24 protein-coding genes are annotated in these 11,740 nt (G+C 45.5%); all 24 read right to left on the reverse strand.

Annotated elements, in window-relative coordinates:
• Window positions 1-140: 140 nt before the first annotated feature.
• On the reverse strand, window positions 141-254 hold the full coding sequence (rpmJ, locus tag R7M72_RS07245) for a 50S ribosomal protein L36 (RefSeq protein WP_000868186.1): 114 nt from the start codon (window positions 252-254) through the stop codon (window positions 141-143).
• A gap of 38 nt (window positions 255-292) precedes the next feature.
• Entirely contained in the window at window positions 293-1,627 is a 1,335-nt protein-coding gene (gene secY, locus R7M72_RS07250; protein ID WP_005379562.1) for a preprotein translocase subunit SecY, read from the reverse strand.
• A 20-nt stretch (window positions 1,628-1,647) separates the two neighbouring features.
• Window positions 1,648-2,082, reverse strand: a complete 435-nt coding sequence (gene rplO / locus R7M72_RS07255; protein ID WP_005383155.1) for a 50S ribosomal protein L15 — start codon at window positions 2,080-2,082, stop codon at window positions 1,648-1,650.
• A 5-nt stretch (window positions 2,083-2,087) separates the two neighbouring features.
• The gene (rpmD, locus tag R7M72_RS07260; protein WP_005379565.1) at window positions 2,088-2,264 is read right to left on the reverse strand and encodes a 50S ribosomal protein L30; all 177 of its coding nucleotides are present in this window, start codon (window positions 2,262-2,264) and stop codon (window positions 2,088-2,090) included.
• Window positions 2,265-2,271: 7 nt separating this feature from the next.
• On the reverse strand, window positions 2,272-2,775 hold the full coding sequence (gene rpsE / locus R7M72_RS07265) for a 30S ribosomal protein S5 (RefSeq protein WP_004745894.1): 504 nt from the start codon (window positions 2,773-2,775) through the stop codon (window positions 2,272-2,274).
• Window positions 2,776-2,789: 14 nt separating this feature from the next.
• A complete protein-coding gene (rplR, locus tag R7M72_RS07270; RefSeq protein ID WP_005379568.1) occupies window positions 2,790-3,143 on the reverse strand; it encodes a 50S ribosomal protein L18 in 354 nt (117 codons plus the stop codon).
• 9 nt (window positions 3,144-3,152) lie between these two features.
• The gene (gene rplF / locus R7M72_RS07275) at window positions 3,153-3,686 is read right to left on the reverse strand and encodes a 50S ribosomal protein L6 (protein ID WP_005379570.1); all 534 of its coding nucleotides are present in this window, start codon (window positions 3,684-3,686) and stop codon (window positions 3,153-3,155) included.
• Between the two features lie 13 nt (window positions 3,687-3,699).
• On the reverse strand, window positions 3,700-4,092 hold the full coding sequence (rpsH, locus tag R7M72_RS07280) for a 30S ribosomal protein S8 (protein WP_005379572.1): 393 nt from the start codon (window positions 4,090-4,092) through the stop codon (window positions 3,700-3,702).
• A 29-nt stretch (window positions 4,093-4,121) separates the two neighbouring features.
• Entirely contained in the window at window positions 4,122-4,427 is a 306-nt protein-coding gene (gene rpsN / locus R7M72_RS07285) for a 30S ribosomal protein S14 (protein ID WP_004410442.1), read from the reverse strand.
• A 17-nt stretch (window positions 4,428-4,444) separates the two neighbouring features.
• The gene (rplE, locus tag R7M72_RS07290) at window positions 4,445-4,984 is read right to left on the reverse strand and encodes a 50S ribosomal protein L5 (RefSeq protein WP_005379573.1); all 540 of its coding nucleotides are present in this window, start codon (window positions 4,982-4,984) and stop codon (window positions 4,445-4,447) included.
• A gap of 23 nt (window positions 4,985-5,007) precedes the next feature.
• A complete protein-coding gene (rplX, locus tag R7M72_RS07295) occupies window positions 5,008-5,325 on the reverse strand; it encodes a 50S ribosomal protein L24 (protein WP_005379574.1) in 318 nt (105 codons plus the stop codon).
• A 13-nt stretch (window positions 5,326-5,338) separates the two neighbouring features.
• Window positions 5,339-5,710 carry a 50S ribosomal protein L14 gene (gene rplN / locus R7M72_RS07300; protein WP_004410450.1) on the reverse strand — a complete coding sequence of 124 codons (372 nt, stop codon included), beginning with the start codon at window positions 5,708-5,710 and terminating at the stop codon, window positions 5,339-5,341.
• A gap of 162 nt (window positions 5,711-5,872) precedes the next feature.
• The gene (gene rpsQ / locus R7M72_RS07305; protein WP_005379575.1) at window positions 5,873-6,127 is read right to left on the reverse strand and encodes a 30S ribosomal protein S17; all 255 of its coding nucleotides are present in this window, start codon (window positions 6,125-6,127) and stop codon (window positions 5,873-5,875) included.
• Entirely contained in the window at window positions 6,127-6,318 is a 192-nt protein-coding gene (gene rpmC / locus R7M72_RS07310; RefSeq protein ID WP_005379576.1) for a 50S ribosomal protein L29, read from the reverse strand. Before rpmC ends, rpsQ begins: the two co-directional genes overlap by 1 nt.
• The gene (gene rplP / locus R7M72_RS07315; RefSeq protein ID WP_005379577.1) at window positions 6,318-6,728 is read right to left on the reverse strand and encodes a 50S ribosomal protein L16; all 411 of its coding nucleotides are present in this window, start codon (window positions 6,726-6,728) and stop codon (window positions 6,318-6,320) included. Before rplP ends, rpmC begins: the two co-directional genes overlap by 1 nt.
• A gap of 11 nt (window positions 6,729-6,739) precedes the next feature.
• Window positions 6,740-7,438, reverse strand: a complete 699-nt coding sequence (gene rpsC / locus R7M72_RS07320) for a 30S ribosomal protein S3 (RefSeq protein WP_005383161.1) — start codon at window positions 7,436-7,438, stop codon at window positions 6,740-6,742.
• A gap of 18 nt (window positions 7,439-7,456) precedes the next feature.
• The gene (gene rplV, locus R7M72_RS07325) at window positions 7,457-7,789 is read right to left on the reverse strand and encodes a 50S ribosomal protein L22 (RefSeq protein ID WP_005383164.1); all 333 of its coding nucleotides are present in this window, start codon (window positions 7,787-7,789) and stop codon (window positions 7,457-7,459) included.
• Window positions 7,790-7,799: 10 nt separating this feature from the next.
• The gene (gene rpsS / locus R7M72_RS07330) at window positions 7,800-8,078 is read right to left on the reverse strand and encodes a 30S ribosomal protein S19 (RefSeq protein WP_004394525.1); all 279 of its coding nucleotides are present in this window, start codon (window positions 8,076-8,078) and stop codon (window positions 7,800-7,802) included.
• Between the two features lie 21 nt (window positions 8,079-8,099).
• Window positions 8,100-8,924, reverse strand: coding sequence for a 50S ribosomal protein L2 (gene rplB / locus R7M72_RS07335; RefSeq protein WP_005383168.1), 825 nt, complete (start codon window positions 8,922-8,924; stop codon window positions 8,100-8,102).
• 15 nt (window positions 8,925-8,939) lie between these two features.
• A complete protein-coding gene (gene rplW / locus R7M72_RS07340; protein ID WP_004398471.1) occupies window positions 8,940-9,242 on the reverse strand; it encodes a 50S ribosomal protein L23 in 303 nt (100 codons plus the stop codon).
• Entirely contained in the window at window positions 9,239-9,841 is a 603-nt protein-coding gene (gene rplD / locus R7M72_RS07345) for a 50S ribosomal protein L4 (RefSeq protein WP_005379556.1), read from the reverse strand. Before rplD ends, rplW begins: the two co-directional genes overlap by 4 nt.
• A 17-nt stretch (window positions 9,842-9,858) precedes the next feature.
• The gene (gene rplC, locus R7M72_RS07350) at window positions 9,859-10,488 is read right to left on the reverse strand and encodes a 50S ribosomal protein L3 (RefSeq protein ID WP_005379555.1); all 630 of its coding nucleotides are present in this window, start codon (window positions 10,486-10,488) and stop codon (window positions 9,859-9,861) included.
• Window positions 10,489-10,502: 14 nt separating this feature from the next.
• On the reverse strand, window positions 10,503-10,814 hold the full coding sequence (gene rpsJ / locus R7M72_RS07355; protein WP_004410492.1) for a 30S ribosomal protein S10: 312 nt from the start codon (window positions 10,812-10,814) through the stop codon (window positions 10,503-10,505).
• 455 nt (window positions 10,815-11,269) lie between these two features.
• Window positions 11,270-11,491, reverse strand: coding sequence for a 50S ribosomal protein L31 (rpmE, locus tag R7M72_RS07360; RefSeq protein ID WP_005379546.1), 222 nt, complete (start codon window positions 11,489-11,491; stop codon window positions 11,270-11,272).
• Between the last annotated feature and the right edge of the window lie 249 nt (window positions 11,492-11,740).

The raw sequence follows: 11,740 nt of genomic DNA on the forward strand, positions 1-11,740 counted from the left end.
CTAAGTGTTTCTATAAAAGAATTAGCCGCAGCAAAGCCCGTTATGGATACGCTGCGGAATACTACTTCTTTTGCACGCAAAAGGTAGGCCGAGGAATATACTCGACCCAACCTTCATTTTCAAGTAAAAATTTCTGCTAATTAGCCTTGGCGCTGTTTGTGCTTTGGCTCACTGCAAATCACGCGAACGACACCGTTACGCTTGATTACTTTACAGTTACGGCAGATTTTTTTAACGGAAGCACGAACTTTCATTGCTAAACTCCGTAAATGAAACTGAGTCTACCGCCGGATTAACGGCCGTAGCCTTTCAGATTCGCTTTCTTCAACACAGAATCATACTGTTGAGACATCAGATGAGTCTGTACCTGTGCCATAAAGTCCATAATTACAACAACTACGATTAGTAGCGATGTACCGCCGAAGTAGAAACGTACGTTCCACGCGACCATCATGAACTCGGGAATCAGACAGATAAAGGTAATGTACAGTGCACCAGCAAGGGTTAAACGTGTCATTACTTTATCAATGTATTTCGCTGTCTGCTCACCTGGGCGGATACCGGGTACGAATGCACCAGACTTCTTCAAGTTATCTGCTGTTTCACGCGGGTTGAAAACCAACGCCGTGTAGAAGAAACAGAAGAAGATAATTGCTGCTGCATAAAGCATTACATACAACGGTTGACCTGGGCTAAGAGCCAAAGACACGTCAGTTAACCAACCGAACGCGCTGCTCTCACCGTTTTGACCAAACCACTGAGCCAATGTTCCTGGGAACAAGATAATACTTGATGCAAAAATCGCTGGAATTACACCTGCCATGTTAATTTTAAGAGGCAAGTGCGAGCTTTGCGCAGCAAATACTTTACGACCTTGTTGACGTTTCGCATAGTTAACGACGATTCGGCGTTGACCACGTTCCATGAAAACAACGAAGTAAATTACTGCAAAAGCTAATACCGCGATTAGCAACAGAAGAAGTACATGCAATTCACCTTGACGCGCTTGCTCGATTGTTTGACCGATTGCAGAAGGCAATCCAGCAACAATACCTGCAAAAATCAGTATCGAAATACCGTTACCAATTCCGCGCTCTGTAATTTGTTCACCTAACCACATCAAGAACATGGTACCGGTTACTAAACTTACGGTAGCAATTAGCGTAAACATGGTTTGGTTGATAACAACCAGATTGTCGACCATGTTTGGTAGGCCAGTTGCAATACCTATAGCTTGGAAGGTTGCAAGTACAAGCGTGCCGTAGCGTGTGTATTGGCTTATCTTACGACGGCCTGCTTCACCCTCTTTTTTGAGTTCAGCTAACGCTGGATGAACTACAGTTAGCAATTGGACAACAATAGATGCCGAAATATACGGCATGATGCCCAATGCTAATATAGATGCACGCTCAAGAGCACCACCGGAGAACATGTTAAACATTTCAACGATGGTACCTTTTTGCTGTTCGAACAAATCGGCAAGTACAGCAGCGTCAATACCAGGAATCGGCACAAAAGAGCCGGCTCGGAATACTAAAAGTGCACCAATTACGAATAACAAGCGCGACTTTAGTTCACTTAAGCCGCTCTGAGCACTACGAAAATCTTGTCCTGGTTTCTTAGCCATCTGTACCTCGTTCCTCGAGATTATTCCTCGATTTTACCGCCTGCAGCTTCGATTGCAGCTTTAGCGCCTTTAGTCACACGTAGACCTTTAACAGTCACTGCTTTGTTGATTTCACCAGAAAGAACAACTTTTACAAATTCGATGTTCTTAGTGATGATGTTAGCAGCTTTAAGACTGTTTAGATCAACTACGTCACCAGAAACTTTCGCTAGCTCAGCTAGACGAACTTCAGCAGACACTAGGCTCTTACGAGAAGTGAAACCGAATTTTGGTAGACGTTGTTTCAGAGGCATCTGACCGCCTTCGAAACCTGGACGAACACTGCCGCCAGAACGTGATTTTTGACCTTTGTGACCACGGCCACCAGTTTTACCTAGGCCTGAACCGATACCACGACCTACTCGCTTCGCAGAAGTTTTCGCGCCAGCAGCCGGTGCTAGAGTATTCAAACGCATTCTGATTACTCCTCAACTTTAACCATGTAGTAAACCTTGTTGATCATACCGCGAATACACGGAGTATCTTCAAGTTCTACTGTGTGGTTGATTTTACGAAGACCTAGACCGCGCAAAGTAGCTTTGTGCTTTGGCAGACGACCAATTGAGCTTTTAGTTTGAGTTACTTTAATAGTTGCCATGGTGTTCTTACTCCGAAATAGATTCAACAGTTAGACCACGTTTAGCAGCAACCATTTCTGGTGACTTCATGCTACCTAGTGCATCGATCGTTGCACGAACGATGTTGATAGGGTTCGTAGAACCGTACGCTTTAGATAGTACGTTGTGTACACCAGCAACTTCTAGTACTGCACGCATCGCACCACCTGCGATAACACCAGTACCTTCTGCAGCAGGCTGCATGTAAACTTTAGAGCCCGAATGGCGACCTTTCACTGGGTGGTGAAGAGTGCCTTCGTTTAGAGCGATCGTAGTCATGTTACGACGCGCTTTTTCCATTGCTTTTTGAATCGCTGCAGGTACTTCACGAGCTTTGCCGTAACCGAAACCTACACGACCGTTACCGTCACCAACTACTGTTAGTGCAGTGAAGCTCATGATTCGACCACCTTTAACCGTTTTAGAAACACGGTTAACTGCGATTAGCTTTTCTTGCAAATCATTCGCTTGAACTTGTTGTTCTTTAGCCATCTTCCAACCCTACCTTAGAATTTCAGACCAGCTTCGCGAGCAGATTCTGCTAGCGCCGCTACTCGACCGTGGTATTGGAAACCAGAACGATCAAATGCAACTGCAGTTACGCCCTTCTCTAGAGCGCGCTCAGCAATAGCTTTACCCACTGCTTTAGCTGCATCAACGTTACCAGTGTATTTCACTTGCTCACGGATCGCTTTTTCTACAGTAGAAGCTGCTGCGATAACCTCAGAGCCGTTAGCCGCGATAACCTGTGCGTACACGTGACGAGGAGTACGGTGTACAACTAGGCGAGTCGCACCCAGTTCTGCAATCTTACGACGTGCACGTGTAGCACGACGGATGCGAGATGCTTTCTTATCCATAGTGTTACCTTACTTCTTCTTAGCTTCTTTAGTACGCACATTTTCATCTGCGTAACGAACACCTTTGCCTTTGTATGGCTCAGGCTCACGGTAAGAACGAATGTCAGCCGCAACTTGACCAACTAGTTGCTTGTCAGCACCAGTGATCACGATTTCAGTTTGGCTTGGACATTCAGCTTTAATACCCGCTGGCAACTCGTGCTCAACTGGGTGTGAGAAGCCTAGTGTTAGACCTACAGCGTTGCCTTTGATAGCAGCACGGTAACCTACACCTTTAAGAGTTAGCTTCTTAGTAAAGCCTTCAGTAACACCAACAACCATGTTGTTAACTAGAGCGCGAGCAGTACCTGCTTGAGCCCATGCGTTAGCAACACCTTCTTTAGGACCGAAAGTCAGGTTATTTTCTTCCTGAGCGATTACAACTGCGTTGTTAAGAACGCGAGTTAGTTCGCCTTTCGCACCTTTTACAGTGATTTCTTGGCCGTTTAGTTTCACCTCTACGCCAGCTGGAATAGCGACAGGTGCTTTTGCAACACGAGACATAGTCTACTCCTTATTAAGCTACGTAAGCGATGATTTCACCACCAAGACCTGCTTTACGTGCAGCGCGGTCTGACATAAGACCCTTGGAAGTAGAAACGATAGCAATACCAAGACCACCCATTACAGAAGGAAGTTCATCTTTCTTCTTGTAAACACGTAGACCTGGACGAGAAACACGTTTAAGTTGCTCGATTACTGGTTTAGCTTGGAAGTACTTAAGTGTAACTTCTAGCTCAGGTTTTGCTTCGCCTTCAACAGCGAAGTCAACGATGTAACCTTCAGCTTTTAGTAGTGCAGCAATTGCAACTTTAAGCTTTGAAGAAGGCATTTTTACAGCAACTTTGTTTGCTGCCTGACCGTTACGAACGCGGGTCAGCATATCCGAAATCGGATCTTGCATGCTCATATGATTTACTCCAAATGATTAAGTGGCAATTACCAGCTAGCCTTACGAAGACCCGGAATCTCGCCTTTCATGCAAGCTTCACGAACCTTAATACGGCTTAGACCGAACTTACGTAGGTAACCGTGTGGACGACCAGTTTGGTTGCAACGGTTGCGCTGACGTGATGCACTTGAATCACGTGGAAGAGATTGCAGTGTAAGAACCGCGTTCCAACGATCTTCTTCAGATGCGTTTACATCGCTGATGATAGCTTTTAGCGCTGCACGCTTTTCAGCGAACTTAGCTACTAGCTTCGCACGTTTTGCTTCACGTGCTTTCATTGAATTTTTAGCCATAACAGTAACCCTTCACCTTACTTACGGAATGGGAAGTTAAAGGCAGCCAGCAGAGCACGGCCTTCCTCATCAGTACCAGCAGACGTCGTAATAGTGATGTCTAGACCGCGTACTCGATCAACTTTATCAAAGTCGATTTCCGGGAAGATGATTTGCTCGCGAACGCCCATGCTGTAGTTACCGCGACCGTCAAAAGACTTAGCGCTAACACCACGGAAGTCACGTACACGTGGAAGAGCGATGTTAATTAAACGCTCAAGAAAATCCCACATACGTTCGCCACGCAAGGTTACTTTACAACCGATAGGGTAGCCTTCACGGATTTTGAAACCTGCAACAGATTTGCGCGCTTTTGTGATAAGTGGCTTTTGACCAGAGATCGTTGCCATATCAGACGCTGCATTTTCTAGCAGTTTCTTATCGTTGATTGCTTCACCAACACCCATGTTTAGGGTGATTTTCTCGATTCTAGGGACTTGCATGACGCTTGTGTAACCGAACTGTTTGGTCAGTTCAGCGACTACAGACGACTTGTAGTAATCATGCAGTTTCGCCATAGTAGAACTCCAAATTACTTCTATTAGTTAGAAACGGTTTCGCCGTTAGACTTGAAGAAACGAACTTTTTTGCCGTCTTCAAAACGGAAACCGATACGGTCAGCTTTACCAGTAGCTGCGTTAAAGATAGCCACGTTAGAAACGTCGATAGCTGCTTCTTGCTCTACGATACCGCCTTGGATACCCATAGCTGGAACAGGTTTCTGATGTTTCTTAACTAGGTTGATACCTTCAACGATAACTTTACCAGTTGCTAGAACCTTAGTTACTTTACCTTTCTTGCCTTTGTCTTTACCAGCAAGAACGATTACTTCGTCATTACGACGGATTTTAGCTGCCATTTCTACGTGCTCCTTACAGAACTTCTGGAGCCAGTGAAACGATCTTCATGAACTTATCGCCACGAAGTTCGCGTGTCACAGGACCAAAGATACGTGTACCGATTGGTTGCTCAGTATTGTCGTTTAGCAATACGCAAGCATTTCGGTCGAAGCGAATGACAGAACCGTCAGGACGACGTACGCCTTTACGGGTGCGCACTACCACCGCCTTCAGAACATCACCTTTTTTAACTTTACCGCGAGGGATTGCTTCCTTCACAGTAACTTTGATGACGTCACCGATATGTGCATAACGGCGGTGAGAGCCACCCAGAACCTTAATACACATTACGCTGCGTGCGCCTGAGTTATCAGCTGCGTCCAGCATACTTTGCATTTGGATCATGTTAGTGCTCCGCTAAATATTAATAACTAGACCCATCACGGGTCGGGCTGCCTCTTTAAAAGGGACGCGAATTGTACCACCCTTTTTTGTGATTGGGTAGTCAAAAAATAAACGGCTCCAAAAATATTTTGGAGCCGCTTTAGTTTCATAGAATTAACGAGATTAAATCTTCGCCTTTTCTAGAACTTTTACCAAAGTCCAAGACTTAGTCTTAGACAGTGGACGACACTCTGCGATTTCAACTGTGTCGCCTAGGCCACACTCGTTGTTCTCGTCATGTGCGTGTACTTTAGTCGTACGTTTTACGTATTTACCGTAGATTGGGTGTTTTACGAAACGTTCGATAGCAACAGTGATAGACTTGTCCATCTTGTCGCTAACAACACGACCTTGTTGAGTACGTTTTACTTCGCTCATTATGCGCCTGCCTTCTCAGTCAAAACAGTTTTCACACGTGCGATATCACGGCGTACAGCTTTCAGAGTATGAGTTTGCTGTAGTTGACCAGTCGCAGCTTGCATGCGCAAGTTGAACTGTTCACGTAGCAAATTCATTAGCTCAGCGTTAAGCTCTTCAACGCTTTTCTCGCGTAGATCTTGTGCTTTCATCACATCACCTGCTTAGTTACAAATGTAGTTTTGAAAGGCAGTTTACGTGCCGCAAGACGGAACGCTTCACGTGCCAATTCTTCAGGTACACCACCCATTTCGTACATAACCTTACCAGGTTGGATTTGGGCTACCCAGTACTCAACGTTACCTTTACCCTTACCTTGACGAACTTCAAGTGGTTTTTCTGTGATTGGTTTGTCTGGGAACACACGGATCCAGATTTTACCTTGACGCTTAACGTGACGTGTCATTGCACGACGTGCCGCTTCGATTTGACGAGCAGTTAGACGACCACGGCCAACAGCTTTAAGACCGAATTCGCCGAAGCTTACATCAGTACCTTTAGCTAGACCACGGTTACGACCAGTCTGAACCTTACGGAACTTAGTACGTTTAGGTTGTAGCATCTGTCGACTCCTTACTTACGGCCTTTACGCTGCTTCTTAGGCTTGTCGCCTTTAGGCTCTACAGCGTTAGCTGCTGGCATACCACCTAGGATTTCACCTTTGAAGATCCAAGTTTTAATGCCGATCACACCGTATTGAGTGTGAGCCGAAGAAGTTGCGTAATCAATGTCAGCACGTAGAGTGTGTAGAGGCACACGGCCTTCACGGTACCACTCTGAACGTGCGATTTCAGCGCCGCCTAGACGACCGCTTACTTCCACTTTGATACCTTTAGCGCCTAGGCGCATTGCGTTTTGTACTGCGCGCTTCATAGCACGACGGAACATAACACGACGCTCTAGCTGAGACGCGATGCTGTCACCAACAAGTTGCGCATCTAGTTCAGGCTTACGTACTTCAGCGATGTTAATTTGCGCTGGTACACCTGCAATTTTAGCTACAGCTGCGCGTAGCTTCTCAACGTCTTCACCTTTCTTACCGATAACAACGCCTGGACGAGCAGTGTGAATAGTCACACGGATGCTCTTAGCAGGACGCTCGATAACGATACGTGATAGAGACGCTTTTTTCAGTTCACTTGTAAGGAACTGACGTACCTTGAAGTCGCCGTCTAGGTTGTCAGCGAAATCTTTGGTGTTAGCAAACCATGTAGCATTCCAAGGCTTAACGATGCCTAGACGAATACCATTTGGATGTACTTTTTGACCCATTGCTTACTCTCCTAGTCTCTAGCGATCTGCTACAACAACAGTGATGTGGCTTGAACGCTTCAAGATACGATCCGCACGACCTTTAGCACGAGGCATAATACGCTTCATGGTTGGGCCTTCATCTACAAAGATTTTTGCGACATTCAGATCGTCAATATCTGCACCTTCGTTGTGCTCCGCGTTAGCGATAGCAGACTCTAGAACTTTCTTAACTAGTGCAGCAGCTTTTTTGTTGCTGAACGTTAGGATTTCTAGAGCTTGGTCAACAGATTTACCACGGATTAGATCCGCAACTAAGCGAGCTTTCTGAGGCGAAATGCGAGCAAAGTTATGTTTAGCAATTGCTTCCATTATCTACTCCTTAGCGCTTCTTAGCTTTCTTATCCGCAGCGTGACCGCGGTAAGTGCGTGTTGGTGCGAATTCACCCAGTTTGTGACCGATCATTTCATCAGTTACAAATACTGGTACGTGCTGACGACCATTATGGACAGCGATGGTCAAACCGATCATCGTAGGGATGATCATTGAACGACGGGACCAAGTCTTAATAGGCTTTTTGTCTCCGCTTTCCACCGCTTTCTCTACCTTCTTCAGCAAGTGTAGGTCAATAAAAGGACCTTTCTTGAGAGAACGTGGCATGGCGATTCCTCTTTATATAGATTACTTGTTACGACGACGTACGATGTACTTGTCAGTGCGTTTGTTCTTACGAGTCTTGAAGCCTTTAGTAGGCATACCCCAAGGAGATACTGGGTGACGACCACCAGAAGTACGGCCTTCACCACCACCATGTGGGTGGTCAATCGGGTTCATTACAACACCACGAACCGTTGGACGGATACCGCGATGACGTGATGCACCTGCTTTACCAAGTTCACGTAGCATGTGCTCAGAGTTACCAACTTCACCGATTGTTGCACGGCCTTCAGAAAGAACTTTGCGCATCTCGCCAGAACGTAGACGGATAGTTACGTACGCACCGTCGCGAGCAACGATTTGAGCGTAAGCACCAGCCGAACGAGCTAGCTGACCACCTTTACCAGGCTTAAGTTCAACGTTATGTACTGTTGAACCTACTGGGATATTACGCATTGGTAGAGTGTTACCAGCTTTGATTGGTGCATCAACACCAGACTGAATAACATCACCAGCTACAACACCTTTAGGTGCTAGGATGTAGCGACGCTCACCGTCTTTGTAAAGAACTAGAGCAATGTTTGCGCTACGGTTTGGATCGTATTCAAGACGCTCAACTGTCGCTGGAATACCATCTTTAGTACGTTTGAAGTCAACTACACGGTAGTGATGCTTGTGACCACCGCCGATGTGACGTACTGTGATACGACCCTTGTTGTTACGACCACCGTTCTTAGAGTTTTTCTCTAGAAGAGGTGCGTATGGCTTGCCCTTGTGTAGGTCAGCGTTAACAACTTTAACAACGTGACGACGACCAGGGGAAGTCGGCTTACATTTAACAATAGCCATTTTTAACTACTCCTGTTATTCCGCGCCGCCAACGAAGTCAAGATCTTGACCTTCTTTCAAAGTAACGTACGCTTTCTTAACGTCGCTGCGGCGACCTTGGCGTAGACCTTGACGTTTGGTCTTACCCTTAGTGATAAGAGTATTTACAGACTTAACTTCAACTTCAAATAGCTTTTCTACAGCTGCTTTGATCTCTTTTTTAGTCGCATCTTTAGCTACTTTGAAAACGATAGTGTTCGCTTTCTCAGCTGCCATAGTTGCTTTTTCAGAGATGTGCGGTGCACGTAGAACTTTTAGGATACGCTCTTCAGTGATCATGCTAGCATTTCCTCTACTTGCTTAACTGCTTCTGCAGTCATTACAACTTTGTCAAACGCGATTAGAGATACTGGATCGATACCAGCAACATCACGTGCGTCAACTTTGTATAGGTTACGAGCAGCTAGGAATAGATTCTCATCTACTTCGCTAGTCACGATTAGAGCGTCAGTTAGCTCAAGCTCTTTAAGCTTAGCAACTAGCTCTTTAGTCTTTGGTGCTTCAACTGAGAAGTTATCAACAACGATTAGACGCTCTTGACGAACAAGCTCAGAAAGAATGCTCTTCATAGCACCACGGTACATTTTTTTGTTTACTTTTTGGCTGTGATCTTGTGGTTTCGCAGCAAAAGTAACACCACCTGTACGCCAGATTGGGCTACGGATTGTACCAGCACGCGCACGGCCAGTACCTTTTTGACGCCATGGCTTAGCGCCACCGCCAGAAACTTCTGAACGTGTTTTTTGAGCACGAGTACCTTGACGAGCACCTGCTGCGTACGCAACAACTACTTGGTGTACAAGAGCTTCGTTAAACTCACGTCCGAAAGTAGTTTCGGAAACAGTTAGTGCATCGGCACCTTTAACCATTAGTTCCATTACTTACTCCTGAGACGTTATGCTTTAACAGCTGGTTTAACGATCACGTTGCCGCCAGTTGCGCCTGGGACTGCACCTTTAATAAGAAGCAGGTTGCGCTCAGCGTCAACACGTACGATCTCTAGGTTTTGAGTCGTTACACGCTCAGCACCCATGTGACCTGCCATTTTCTTGCCTTTAAATACGCGACCTGGAGTCTGACATTGACCGATAGAACCAGGAGCACGGTGAGACAATGAGTTACCGTGAGTCATATCTTGAGTACGGAAGTTCCAACGCTTAACAGCGCCTTGGAAACCTTTACCCTTAGATGTACCAGTAACGTCTACTTTCTTAGTTTCGTTGAATAGTTCAACAGTTAGTTCTGAACCAACTTCGAACTCTTCGCCGTTTTCTAAACGGAATTCCCAAAGACCGCGACCAGCTTCAACGCCAGCTTTAGCAAAGTGACCTGCTTCAGCTTTGTTTACACGGTTAGCTTTCTTAGAACCAGCTGTAACCTGGATTGCTGCGTAGCCGTCAGTTTCAAGAGTTTTCACTTGAGAAACACGGTTAGCTTCAACCTCAACAACTGTTACTGGGATAGAAACGCCTTCTTCAGTAAATACGCGGGTCATGCCCACTTTACGACCGATTAGACCAATCATACTTCTAATCTCCCTTAACCTAGGCTAATTTGAACGTCAACGCCCGCAGCAAGGTCTAGACGCATTAGAGCATCAACAGTCTTGTCTGTTGGCTCAACGATGTCGATTAGACGCTTGTGAGTACGGATTTCGTACTGGTCACGTGCTTTCTTGTTAACGTGTGGAGAGATAAGAACTGTGAAACGCTCTTTACGAGTTGGCAGTGGGATTGGACCACGAACCTGTGCGCCAGTGCGCTTAGCTGTTTCAACGATTTCCGCTGTAGAAGCATCGATTAGTTTGTAATCGAAAGCTTTTAGGCGGATACGGATACGTTGGTTCTGCATGAGACAGAGCTCCAAATTTAATAAATTACACAAACAATATCGCCACTCAAACTCGTCAAGACGAGAGAATGCCGATTGATTTATGTGAAACCGTAGCATCCAAGATTAGGACGCATTGTCAGTTAATTTTCGATTAACTATCCCTATATGCCAAAGTCACCTTTGAGGATAGTTTTTCCGAAGAAAAGATAGCTAATTGTATTAACCGCGAACATAAGCTGAGTATACATTACCTCGCAAATCCTTAGATTTGCTCGCTCCTCACTGCTCATTGGTTCACAACTGGCTTAACCAGTGCGCTGCATTATACAGATCACACTTTAGGTTGCAAGCGCTGAGTGAAAAATAATCGGGAATATTCCAAACCCCATACATTCCTCTTCGCTTGGTAGCCATTAAACAAAAAGGACGCCGAAGCGTCCTTTTCTAAACTGTAATCGTAATAGCGGCTGCTATTATTTCTTACCGCTTGATAGTGCACCGAAACGCTTGTTGAAGCGATCAACACGGCCGCCTGTATCAACGATACGTTGCTTACCAGTGTAGAATGGGTGACACTTGTCACATACGTCTAGGTGGATAGACTCTTTACCTAGAGTAGAGTTGAACTCAAAAGAGTTGCCGCAAGAACAAGTCGCTTTTACTGCTTTGTATTCTGGGTGGATACCAGCTTTCATGGGATAACCTCAATAGTAGGCCGTGTCGCTATACGAATCTAAGCCGCACACCACACGCAATTAATAATAAAATGGGATACCGCATCAACTAATTGCCGAAGCCATATCTCAAGGCGCGATATAGTAAAGAATCACATTGTTCGGATCAACACATTTGGCAACTTTTTCGCCACTTTTTTAGCAAGACTAATCATAGAGGCACGATTCACGCTGAATCACATAGCTTTACTCGAATTTCCATACCGATTT

This window comes from Vibrio sp. YT-18, from assembly GCF_033337345.1.
Taxonomy (GTDB): domain Bacteria; phylum Pseudomonadota; class Gammaproteobacteria; order Enterobacterales; family Vibrionaceae; genus Vibrio; species Vibrio alginolyticus.

Excerpts from the sequence above, each read along its gene's own strand:
- rpmJ (WP_000868186.1), bottom strand. The coding sequence starts at position 254 with ATGAAAGTTCGTGCTTCCGTTAAAAAAATCTGCCGTAACTGTAAAGTA.
- secY (WP_005379562.1), bottom strand. The coding sequence starts at position 1,627 with ATGGCTAAGAAACCAGGACAAGATTTTCGTAGTGCTCAGAGCGGCTTA.
- rplO (WP_005383155.1), bottom strand. The coding sequence starts at position 2,082 with ATGCGTTTGAATACTCTAGCACCGGCTGCTGGCGCGAAAACTTCTGCG.
- rpmD (WP_005379565.1), bottom strand. The coding sequence starts at position 2,264 with ATGGCAACTATTAAAGTAACTCAAACTAAAAGCTCAATTGGTCGTCTG.
- rpsE (WP_004745894.1), bottom strand. The coding sequence starts at position 2,775 with ATGGCTAAAGAACAACAAGTTCAAGCGAATGATTTGCAAGAAAAGCTA.
- rplR (WP_005379568.1), bottom strand. The coding sequence starts at position 3,143 with ATGGATAAGAAAGCATCTCGCATCCGTCGTGCTACACGTGCACGTCGT.
- rplF (WP_005379570.1), bottom strand. The coding sequence starts at position 3,686 with ATGTCTCGTGTTGCAAAAGCACCTGTCGCTATTCCAGCTGGCGTAGAG.
- rpsH (WP_005379572.1), bottom strand. The coding sequence starts at position 4,092 with ATGAGCATGCAAGATCCGATTTCGGATATGCTGACCCGCGTTCGTAAC.
- rpsN (WP_004410442.1), bottom strand. The coding sequence starts at position 4,427 with ATGGCTAAAAATTCAATGAAAGCACGTGAAGCAAAACGTGCGAAGCTA.
- rplE (WP_005379573.1), bottom strand. The coding sequence starts at position 4,984 with ATGGCGAAACTGCATGATTACTACAAGTCGTCTGTAGTCGCTGAACTG.
- rplX (WP_005379574.1), bottom strand. The coding sequence starts at position 5,325 with ATGGCAGCTAAAATCCGTCGTAATGACGAAGTAATCGTTCTTGCTGGT.
- rplN (WP_004410450.1), bottom strand. The coding sequence starts at position 5,710 with ATGATCCAAATGCAAAGTATGCTGGACGCAGCTGATAACTCAGGCGCA.
- rpsQ (WP_005379575.1), bottom strand. The coding sequence starts at position 6,127 with ATGAGCGAAGTAAAACGTACTCAACAAGGTCGTGTTGTTAGCGACAAG.
- rpmC (WP_005379576.1), bottom strand. The coding sequence starts at position 6,318 with ATGAAAGCACAAGATCTACGCGAGAAAAGCGTTGAAGAGCTTAACGCT.
- rplP (WP_005379577.1), bottom strand. The coding sequence starts at position 6,728 with ATGCTACAACCTAAACGTACTAAGTTCCGTAAGGTTCAGACTGGTCGT.
- rpsC (WP_005383161.1), bottom strand. The coding sequence starts at position 7,438 with ATGGGTCAAAAAGTACATCCAAATGGTATTCGTCTAGGCATCGTTAAG.
- rplV (WP_005383164.1), bottom strand. The coding sequence starts at position 7,789 with ATGGAAGCAATTGCTAAACATAACTTTGCTCGCATTTCGCCTCAGAAA.
- rpsS (WP_004394525.1), bottom strand. The coding sequence starts at position 8,078 with ATGCCACGTTCTCTCAAGAAAGGTCCTTTTATTGACCTACACTTGCTG.
- rplB (WP_005383168.1), bottom strand. The coding sequence starts at position 8,924 with ATGGCTATTGTTAAATGTAAGCCGACTTCCCCTGGTCGTCGTCACGTT.
- rplW (WP_004398471.1), bottom strand. The coding sequence starts at position 9,242 with ATGATCACTGAAGAGCGTATCCTAAAAGTTCTACGTGCACCGCACATC.
- rplD (WP_005379556.1), bottom strand. The coding sequence starts at position 9,841 with ATGGAACTAATGGTTAAAGGTGCCGATGCACTAACTGTTTCCGAAACT.
- rplC (WP_005379555.1), bottom strand. The coding sequence starts at position 10,488 with ATGATTGGTCTAATCGGTCGTAAAGTGGGCATGACCCGCGTATTTACT.
- rpsJ (WP_004410492.1), bottom strand. The coding sequence starts at position 10,814 with ATGCAGAACCAACGTATCCGTATCCGCCTAAAAGCTTTCGATTACAAA.
- rpmE (WP_005379546.1), bottom strand. The coding sequence starts at position 11,491 with ATGAAAGCTGGTATCCACCCAGAATACAAAGCAGTAAAAGCGACTTGT.